Below are 9666 nucleotides of genomic sequence, written 5' to 3'. Positions count from 1 at the left end.
TATCAGGACGGGTCACTGCGTTATTTGACGCACATGACATTGAGTAGTGATATGCCTGTTAATGGGTTCGGCTCACGATCAGCGAATAACCCCAACCGATTCTCTCCCCAATAAGGCAGTTGCAGAGGCCATTCATTCTTTTCCATCACTCCAGAGTCACGCAAAGCTTTAAACTCTGTTGGAGAAACTAAGCTCATCCCTAATTCACCACATACTTGCTGTGAGCTTGCATAACTCAAGCGATTCCATGGCTTGCCATATTCCATGTAAAACTGATTTCCTGCATCAAGCAAGTAAGGTACGACGTAAGTTTTACCTTGTAAGATGGCCTTCAATCGCACTTCAACATTGTTGCTGACACTCACAGGTTCTGCTGGCTTCACTTTTGTAGAAGGGGTTGCCTCCGGCACGTTTACAGCAGCCGGCTTTGGCTCGAACGCAGAGGTATTCTTAGCCACTGGCTTCGGCTTGCTTACGCTCTTAGTCTTCTTCACTGGCTCAGAGATGTTTGCTCCCACCACACGAATAAAGGCTTCTTTATAACCAGATACGGTCCTAACTTGGACTAAATCTGTGCTCGCTTGCTCAAAACTTTTGTACGGCCCAATCAAACAGCGGAACCCTTTGTCTTCCGGCTTCATCCAAACATCAGTACTGATTTTGTTATAGAGTGGCTTAGCTTTGGCTAACGGCATTTTTTTAGGTAACAAACCGCATTGAACCCAAAATAAATTGCCTCCTTGCGGCACTTTCTTTCCCCATACTCCCTTCCCAATAGGACAAGTCTTATCCAGAACAGGCAACTCTTGGTGACTCGCTTGCGTCGCCTGGCACAGGAATTCTTGTGCACTCACCGTCTCTGCGAACGGCGCACAGGCTAGCAGTAAAGCTAAGCTCAAAGTTGGATGGGCGATACGTGATGGCTTAAGCGCCTTCTTCATTTCCATACGCTTCACTCTAATAAGGTTTAGTGATGAAATTATCGCGACAAAGCGTCAATAAAACATGAATGATAAAACAACAAGCAAAAAAAGAGCCGGATTTTCATCCAGCTCGTATTTTATACTCAACTTGTTGTTTTCTTAACTACTGAGATCAACCTTTATAAATTTTTGGGTTGAATACATCACGTAACCAGTCACCCAAGAGGTTGATCACCAATACTAGCGTTACTAGTACGATACCTGGGAAGGCAGTAATCCACCAAGCACCTGAGAAGATGTAGTTAAAACCGATGCTGATCAACGCACCCAGTGACGGCTGGTCGACTGGCAGCCCCAGACCTAGGAATGACAGTGCTGCTTCCGACATGATTGCGTTTGCTACCTGTACCGTCGAGATAACCAAGATTGGCGATAGACAGTTCGGTAGGATATGGCGGAACATGATGCGAGGTGCTTTAAAGCCCATAACACGCGCCGCTTCGACGTATTCTTTCTTCTTCTCAGCCAGTACCGAAGCACGAATGGTACGTGCGTACTGCGGCCATTCTGCCACGCCAATGATCACCACCAGCATGACTACCGCGTATTGGCTATAGAAATCACTGCCAAAACTGGCTTTGAAGATAGCTGACACGATGATCGCTACCATCATGGTCGAGAACGACAACTGTACGTCTGCAAAGCGCATCAGGAAGCTATCGATACGACCGCCGAAGTAACCTGCAGACAAACCAATGATGATACCCAGTACCAACTGAAGACCAACCGCAAGGAAGCCGATAGTCAGAGACAGGCGAGAGCCGTAAAGAATGGTCGATAAAATATCGCGGCCTTGCTCATCAGTTCCCAACACAAAACGCTCATCGCCATCTTCCATCCAAGACGGTGGCAACTCAGAATCCATGATGTCGATAGACGTCAGATCATACGGGTCTGTCGGTGCCAGAATTGGCGCAGCCAACGCCAACACTAAGAACATCATAAAGACGGTAAAACTCGCCATCGCAACTTTGTCGCGTTTGAAGTAGTACAAGAAATCCGACTCTTTGAAACGTTGCCACGCCGATGGAGCGGCTTCCTGAGCTGGTGTTACACTTGATTGGCTCATGATTAAGCTCCTTTTCCAGTTAGGTTCACAGTTGGGTTGATAATGCCGTACAGCAAGTCAACGATGGTATTGGTTACCACGAAAATCAGACCAACAAAGATAACGTAGGCAGTGATCAGCGGTGTATCAACACGGTTGATTGCCTCTAGGAAAAGGAAGCCAGTGCCCGGCCATTGGAACACGGTTTCCGTCAGGATGGTGTAAGCCACCATAGTACCAATCTGCACACCGCCAACCGTCAGAACTGGTAGCATGGTGTTCTTAAGTGCATGTTGGTAATAAATTTTGTTTAAGTTCAGGCCTTTTGCTTTGGCGAACTTAATGTATTCCGAGCTCAGTACTTCCAGCATTTCTGAACGGACCAAACGGATGAACAACGGCAACATGATCGAAGCCAGTGCCACACAAGGTAGAATCAAGTGCTTGATGCCATCAATGGTAAAGAAGCCTGATTCCCAACCGAGCACATTAGCGGTTTCACCCCGCCCGTAGGAAGGTAGCCAACCGAGCTCTATGGAGAAGACGTACATCAGCATGATCGCAGTTAAGAACACCGGAATCGAGATACCGACACTACTCATCGCCATAACGAATTTAGTAAAGATACTCTTCGGATGAATCGCAGAGTACACCCCAAGCGGAATCGATAAAAAAACAATAATCAGCGTCGCACCAAATACGAGCTCTAATGTTGCCACCAGCTTGTCGAGAATCACCTCAACTGCAGGTCGCTTGAAGAAGTAAGATGTACCTAAATCACCTTGTAGCGCATTGCCCACAAAGCGAGTGTACTTTGTGATAAAGGGATCGTTCAGGCCCAATTCATCACGCAGCGCTTGGCGCTCCGATTCTGAAACCGACTGACCTACAAGCTCACGCAGCGGGTCACCCAGGTTATCCTGAATGGCAAACGCCACCAAACTGATCACAAACATCACTATCAGTGCCTGAAACAGGCGCTTGACCAGAAACGAAAACATTCCTTGCCCCTTAACTATCCATAGATCTCTATTCAGAGAGAAAATTCAGTCTGTAAAACCAACTCAGTCCGACTGAAACAAAACTGAGTCGAGTGCTTTAAGTTGAGGAGGGACACCTATCCCTCCTCAAAATCGACTAACCGTGATTATTCAACCACTAAGTCACCGAAGTAAGGCATTACCATTGGGTTAACGATGTCAGCTGCTTTCACGTTAGACTTCGCGCCCCACGCTTCACTTTGCCAGTGTAGCGGTACGAATGCTGCGTCGTTGTATAGCGTCGCTTCTACACCTTTCAACATTTCAGCACGTTTCGCTGGATCCGTTTCTACGTTTGCCGCTTCAACCACTTTGTCCATTTCTGGGTTTGAGTAGTAACCACAGTTGTACTGGCCACGGCCCGTTTCTTCGTTACGAGTCATGGTTAGGAACTCGTTGAAGTTCGCTGAATCTTCCGTATCTGAGTGCCAACCAATCATCAACATGTCTGCCGCACACTTGTCGAACTCAGGCCAGTATTGCGCTTTAGGCATCGTCTTCAGATCAACCTTGATGCCGATCTTAGACAGCATTGCTGCCGCCGCTTGCGCAACTTTCGCATCGTTCACATAACGGTTGTTTGGCGCCATCATGGTCAGCGTAAAGCCTTTCTCATAACCCGCTTCTTTCATCAGCTGTTTCGCTTTCTTCAGATCGTAGCGAGGAACCAATTTGTCATCGTGACCTACGTAACCAGCAGGGCTCTGTTGACCAGCTGCCGTAGCGAAGCCTTTCATGATCTTCTTCACGATGCCTTCGTTATTGATTGCGTGAACAATCGCTTGGCGAACGCGAACATCTTTCAGTGCTTCATTGCTGTTTTGGTTCATTTGGAATGTGATGATACGTGTACCTGGTAGCGTCACTAAGTCGATGCCGTCTGCATCTTTCACACGTTTGTGATCGTTTGGTGCTACTGGATGAATCATGTCAACGCCGCCAGAAAGCAGTGCTGCTACACGAGTCGCGTCTTCTTTGATCGGAACCAGCGTTAGCTTATCAACGTTACCTTTCGACGCTTTATCCCAATAATCTTTAAAGCGTTCGAATTCCACTTTTACGCCCTGCTCACGTGAAGTCACAATGAATGGACCTGTGCCAGATACGTTAGTTGATGCAAATGAGTTACCGTGCTTCACTAGCTCAGACTTATCTTTGCCGTCTGCCGTCTGACCTGAGTAGAACTTGCTGTCCATTGGGAAAATGTACGTTGCGGTTTGTAGCACTAGTGGGTATGGCCCCTTAGTTACTAGATCAAACGTAAAATCATCCACCTTCACGATTTTCTCGTACGGGTCGAAGATCGCTTTGAAGTCTGGAGAGCTTTGTAGACGCTCAAAAGTCCACACCACATCATCTGCTGTTAGAGCATTGCCAGAGTGGAACTTAACACCTTGGCGAAGCTTGAAACGTACCGTTGTATCGTTCACACGCTCCCAGCTTTCTGCTAGACGAGGTTCAAAATCCATTTCTTGAGTGAAACGAACTAGTGGGTCAAATACCATGTGTGACATTTGCAGCGTACCGCCTGATAGCTGCTCATGCGGGTCTAGCGATACTGGGTCAGCGGCGTAGCCAACTTTGATATCTGCTGCCAATGCGTTAAAGCTTAGACCTGCTGCCATTAGCGCCACTGCTAATTTGCTTTTCATGGTTTTCATTTGCATAACTCCTTCATGCGGGAATTCGAATCCCTTGTTGTGTTTGCGTCTTTGTTATGACTAAGGTTTGTTGACCTTGATGGTCAGCCAAGCGAAAAACTTGGTTCATGCCGTTTTGATCTCTTCTCTCAAACCTGTGAACTCAGGCATCAGAGAAATCAGTTTCTTACTGTATTCATGCTGAGGAGCAGTAAATAGCTGCTCGGTTAGCGCTACTTCCAGTAGCGTCCCCATCTGCATCACACCCACTCGGTCACACATCTGACGAATCACAGGTAAATCGTGACTAATAAACAGCATGGTAAGGTTGAGCTCACTTTGCAGATCTTTCAGCAAGTTTAGAATCTGTGCCTGTACCGATACATCTAGCGCTGATGTCGGTTCGTCACAAATCAGTAGTCGAGGACGGGTCGCCAGTGCACGCGCAATTGAGATACGCTGACGCTGACCACCGGAGAATTCATGAGGGTATTTCACGCTAGCCATTTTGCCCAAACCTACGTGATCAAGTAGGTCACTCACAATCTGACGCGTTTCCGCTTCATTCTTAGTGAGCTTATGGAAACGAATTGGCTCCGCGATGATGTCGAAAATCTTCATACGCGGGTTCATTGAGGTGTATGGGTTTTGGAAGACCATCTGCATTTGACGACGCAGCGGACGACGCGCTTTTTCTGATTTCAGTGCCGTTAGGTCAATGCCTTCAAAACTTACTTGTCCTGAGTTTGGTTCGTACAAACCAGCAATCACACGTGCAATGGTCGATTTACCTGAGCCAGATTCACCCACCAAGCCAAACGTCTCGCCTTCGTGCACTTCAAAGCTGACATTGTTCGAGGCCTGCACGTATTCGCGGCGGCTTTCAAACAACGAATCTTTGGTCACAAAGCGCAGATTCACGTTCTTCACGTCCAATAGAGGACCCGTGTACTCACGCTGATCTTGGCTTTGACCTAGCCAGTGGTTCTTAATGTCCAGTTCTTGTAGCTCTGTCGCTTCTTCGATATAGCTTACCAACGGGAAGCGGTCGAGTTTGATATCAGAACGAGGAACGGCTGAAATTAGGCTGCGTGTGTATGGGTGATCAGGATCGCCCAATACCTTAGCGGTTGGACCAAACTCCACCAAATCACCGCGATACATAACCGCAACACGGTCAGTCACGTTTGAAACCACACCCATGTCGTGCGTCACCAACATACAACCGACGTTGTTCTTGATACACAGTTCGCGGATAAGGTTTAGGATTTGGTCTTGGATTGATACGTCGAGTGCCGTGGTTGGTTCATCGGCGATGATCAAATCTGGCTCCCCAGCCAGTGCGATAGCAATAACCACACGCTGACGCATACCGCCAGAGAATTGGTGTGGGTACTGTTTTAGGCGGTTTTCCGGTTGAGGAATGCCAACCTGCTGCATAAGAGAAAGTGCGCGTTGATACGCCTCTTCGTCCGACACCTTCATATTGGCGTGGATGGTCTCTTTCAGTTGCTGCTCAACCGTAAATAGAGGGTTAAGTGAGGTCATTGGATCTTGGAAGATAAAGCCAATCTTAGAGCCGCGAACCTTACGCATCGCTTCCGGTGTTAAACCAGAAATTTTCTCTCCATCAAGGTACACATCGCCGCTGGCAACACGACCCGGAGGACTAAGCAAATCAATAACGGCGTTACCAACGGTGGATTTACCCGCACCTGATTCGCCAACAACACCCACAATTTCGCCACGATCGATATGAAAAGAAAGCGATTTCACGGCCGCATGGACACCGTGACGGGATGGATATTCAATACGAAGGTTTTTCACCTCTAATAGTGACATTTCAGACCTCTACTGCCTTGTCTGTGGTATCGAACCGCGCAATGAAAGCGCCATTCATCACCTGAATGAATCCGTTCAAATTCAGAATAATACTCTGAAATCTTAATGCGGAGACAATTTGGCAAAAATTACACAAAAAAGCAACAATTAAAGTATATTCCGCCTAAAAAACATTATTTACACGCACAATGAGCGAATAGAAATGCATTAACAAGTATTTAACCATTTTCATAGCACACCATTTTTGTGCGTTACGCACCAATAAAAACAGAAAAATGCTCTAAATTTACGCATAAACTCACTATTGATAGTATCCCTATTATTCACGCGCCATTATTAACATTTACCAAACAATATTCCGTTCTTATTGGGATTTTTCGACATAAAATGTTACTAACAAAATAGTCTGCATACATAAAAAGCCAAAATTCCCCTACACACATAGAGGTGAAAACGTGAGCAGATCTGCAAAACAAATGAAATCTGTCACCTAACCTAGGTTATGCGTCAGTTATGCGATTTTGTGATTAAGCTAATTTTCTATCGATTGAAAACGCTCTCTGAACTGGGGGCTTTGGTGGGGGAAAAGAGAAGATCAGCCACCAGTTTTGCGCTTTCCACTGTCATTTTGAGTGAGATAAGAGATAATCAAACTCTAACGTCGAGTAGTGAATGAAGGAGCCCCTGTGCTTAAAGCGATATTTTTTGATATGGACGAGACTTTATGTGGCACATCTCAAGCCGATAAAGTAGCAGGACAAGAGTTTGCCGACTGGATTGCTCAAACTTACCCTCAGGTCGCTGACTCCACGACCTTCGTGCAACGCTACTTACAAGGTGTGTATAAGAAGCTAAACGACGAATTCCCTCAGCTTATTGCTCTACTGCCAGATGAAAATGCGTTCCGCTGCGGTTTAATCCAAACCATCTTGGCAGAACAAGGTATCGAGATCGATGCAGAACAAGCGCAGCAGGCACAAAGCTTCTTCGATTCAGCTCGAATGGGTGCTTTTACCTTCTTCCCAGGCGTGAAGGAAATGCTGACTGAGCTACGCCAACACTACAAATTGGTGGTAATCACTAACGGCCCTATCTTCTCCCAGCATCCAAAACTCAAAGCAACACAAATGAGCGAATGGGTTGATCACATTATCGTTGGTGGCGAAGAGCCCGAAGAGAAGCCTGCTGCAAGTATCTTCCACAAAGCACTCAACCTTGTTGACGCAACACCAGAAGAAGCAATTCATATTGGTGATTCTCTACCAGCCGATATTGCGGGTGCCAACAACATGGGCATTCTGAGTGTGTGGGTTAACGAGACAGGTGCAGCAAATCCAACCGATATCAAGCCAAGCTATGAAGTGAAAGAGACGGTTGAGCTGAATGAAATTCTAAAAACGCTCGCTCAATAAAGCGCTCAACTCAAGAAAGACAAAGCCCCAGCTATCATGCTGGGGTTTCTTTTATCAGCTCGAAAAGCATTTGGATCATAGGTGGTCAAAAGCTCCCAGAGCTGTACATTTGTGGTGACTTTGAAATGGAATGCAGATTTTTGAGGGTGGGAAATGCAAAAAAGCAGGCTTTCTAATAGTGGTCGGTGAAGAGAGATTCGATCGGACTGGCGTTCCAGCCCACGACCCTCTGGTCCCAACATTCTAAATTTCAAACGTAAAAAAGCCCCAGTCTTTCGACTGAGGCTTTAAATAGTGGTCGGTGAAGAGGGATTCGAACCCCCGACCCTCTGGTCCCAAACCAGATGCGCTACCAAGCTGCGCTATTCACCGAACTGTATTTGCTGATTCTCTCAAATCAGACAGGATACTTCAACTAAGAAGTCACCTTAATTAATGGGGTGGCTAACGAGATTCGAACTCGCGACCACCGGAATCACAATCCAGGGCTCTACCAACTGAGCTATAGCCACCATCAATTTTTGCTGTTTACCGCTCTATTATAGCCATAAACTAAATAGTGGTCGGTGAAGAGGGATTCGAACCCCCGACCCTCTGGTCCCAAACCAGATGCGCTACCAAGCTGCGCTATTCACCGACGAATTTTGTTTCGACTCTTGGGATATCTGAATCAAAACTGGAAACTTCATTAACTTAATGAGTTACCGAAATAATGGGGTGGCTAACGAGATTCGAACTCGCGACCACCGGAATCACAATCCAGGGCTCTACCAACTGAGCTATAGCCACCACTATGTTCGTGCCTTTGATTTGTATTCCGGAATGGCACGCCCGAAAGGATTCGAACCTTCGACCTTTGGCTCCGGAGGCCAACGCTCTATCCAACTGAGCTACGGGCGCATGCCCCATCGGCGGAGAGGAATAATACGGATATCACACTATGCCGTCTAGTACTTTTTTTACTTTTTTTCTCGTTTGGTCTCTTTTTCGACAGTTATCTGCCTTTAAAGAGAATTTTTGATGTGATTCACGCCCTGTCATGGATAACTTGTTGTTTATTGCAACAAGTTATCGGGATATAATCACCCATTATTTACATTGATTTAACAGCTGCAACTTGGTTGTTTAATCACTCTAGACCGTTAGATAAGGTTTTCTGCTCACTATAGAAGCAATCGCGTAAAACTTTCTCCAACGGCTCTAAATACTCTAACTATATAAATAGGTAAGTCACTTACCTCGGGAATGTGAAGTGGGTTTAATGGATATGTCTCGACGAATGATTAGCGTTTTGTTCGCTGCCTTAACTTTCTCTACGGCAGCTTTAGCTTCTGACATCAGCCAAACTGAATACGATGCGATCGCAGAACGCATCAAACCTGTCGGTGATGTTTATCTTGCAGGAGCAGAACCAGTAAAAGCAGAGCCAACTGGTCCACGTGATGGTGCATCAGTTTACGGTACTTTCTGTATTGCTTGTCACGCATCTGGCGTGAACGGTGCACCGAAAACTGGTGATGCTGCAGATTGGGCACCACGTATTGCACAAGGCAAAGACGTGCTGACCAACCATGCAATCCAAGGCTTCAACGCGATGCCAGCTAAAGGTACGTGTATGGACTGTTCTGATGACGAAATCATCGCAGCCATCGACCACATGATTGAAGGTCTATAATAAAGACATGACCCGTCCTGATATGG

The 9666-nt window shown here is 46.4% G+C and carries 7 protein-coding genes and 5 tRNA genes; 2 read left to right on the top strand and 10 right to left on the bottom strand.

The features are described from left to right. Window positions 1-20: 20 nt before the first annotated feature. From KIV41_RS21880 to KIV41_RS21860, 5 genes are all read right to left on the bottom strand, one after another. On the bottom strand, window positions 21-947 hold the full coding sequence (locus tag KIV41_RS21880; RefSeq protein ID WP_285337688.1) for an SPOR domain-containing protein: 927 nt from the start codon (window positions 945-947) through the stop codon (window positions 21-23). Window positions 948-1095: 148 nt separating this feature from the next. Further along, window positions 1096-2052 carry an ABC transporter permease gene (locus KIV41_RS21875; protein WP_010444859.1) on the bottom strand — a complete coding sequence of 319 codons (957 nt, stop codon included), beginning with the start codon at window positions 2050-2052 and terminating at the stop codon, window positions 1096-1098. A gap of 2 nt (window positions 2053-2054) precedes the next feature. Then, complete coding sequence (locus KIV41_RS21870) at window positions 2055-3032, bottom strand: ABC transporter permease (protein ID WP_010444857.1); 978 nt, start codon at window positions 3030-3032, stop codon at window positions 2055-2057. A 146-nt stretch (window positions 3033-3178) separates the two neighbouring features. Beyond that, window positions 3179-4732 (bottom strand): ABC transporter substrate-binding protein, encoded by a 1554-nt coding sequence (locus KIV41_RS21865; protein ID WP_038887253.1) that lies wholly within the window; start codon window positions 4730-4732, stop codon window positions 3179-3181. Between the two features lie 105 nt (window positions 4733-4837). Further along, window positions 4838-6553, bottom strand: coding sequence for an ABC transporter ATP-binding protein (locus KIV41_RS21860; RefSeq protein ID WP_285337687.1), 1716 nt, complete (start codon window positions 6551-6553; stop codon window positions 4838-4840). 686 nt (window positions 6554-7239) lie between these two features. Between KIV41_RS21860 and KIV41_RS21855 the strand changes: the two genes are divergently transcribed. Further along, window positions 7240-7965 (top strand): HAD family hydrolase, encoded by a 726-nt coding sequence (locus KIV41_RS21855; protein WP_285337686.1) that lies wholly within the window; start codon window positions 7240-7242, stop codon window positions 7963-7965. A gap of 295 nt (window positions 7966-8260) precedes the next feature. On the opposite strand, the gene KIV41_RS21850 is transcribed toward KIV41_RS21855, so the two are convergent. From KIV41_RS21850 to KIV41_RS21830, 5 genes are all read right to left on the bottom strand, one after another. Further along, window positions 8261-8337: transfer RNA gene (locus KIV41_RS21850), tRNA-Pro, on the bottom strand. Window positions 8338-8401: 64 nt separating this feature from the next. Then, window positions 8402-8477, bottom strand: a tRNA-His gene (locus KIV41_RS21845). A gap of 48 nt (window positions 8478-8525) precedes the next feature. Next, window positions 8526-8602 (bottom strand) — tRNA-Pro (locus KIV41_RS21840). 76 nt (window positions 8603-8678) lie between these two features. Further along, window positions 8679-8754 (bottom strand) — tRNA-His (locus tag KIV41_RS21835). 34 nt (window positions 8755-8788) lie between these two features. Then, a tRNA-Arg gene (locus KIV41_RS21830) sits at window positions 8789-8865 on the bottom strand. A gap of 361 nt (window positions 8866-9226) precedes the next feature. Between KIV41_RS21830 and KIV41_RS21825 the strand changes: the two genes are divergently transcribed. Beyond that, window positions 9227-9640 (top strand): cytochrome c5 family protein, encoded by a 414-nt coding sequence (locus tag KIV41_RS21825; protein ID WP_005434644.1) that lies wholly within the window; start codon window positions 9227-9229, stop codon window positions 9638-9640. The last annotated feature ends 26 nt before the right edge of the window (window positions 9641-9666 follow it).

Origin of the sequence: Vibrio sp. D401a (assembly GCF_030248515.1) — a bacterium.
In the GTDB taxonomy this organism is placed as follows: Bacteria; Pseudomonadota; Gammaproteobacteria; order Enterobacterales; family Vibrionaceae; genus Vibrio; species Vibrio rotiferianus.
Note: the sequence above shows the minus strand (reverse complement) of the source record. Positions and strands in the feature narration are given on the sequence as shown.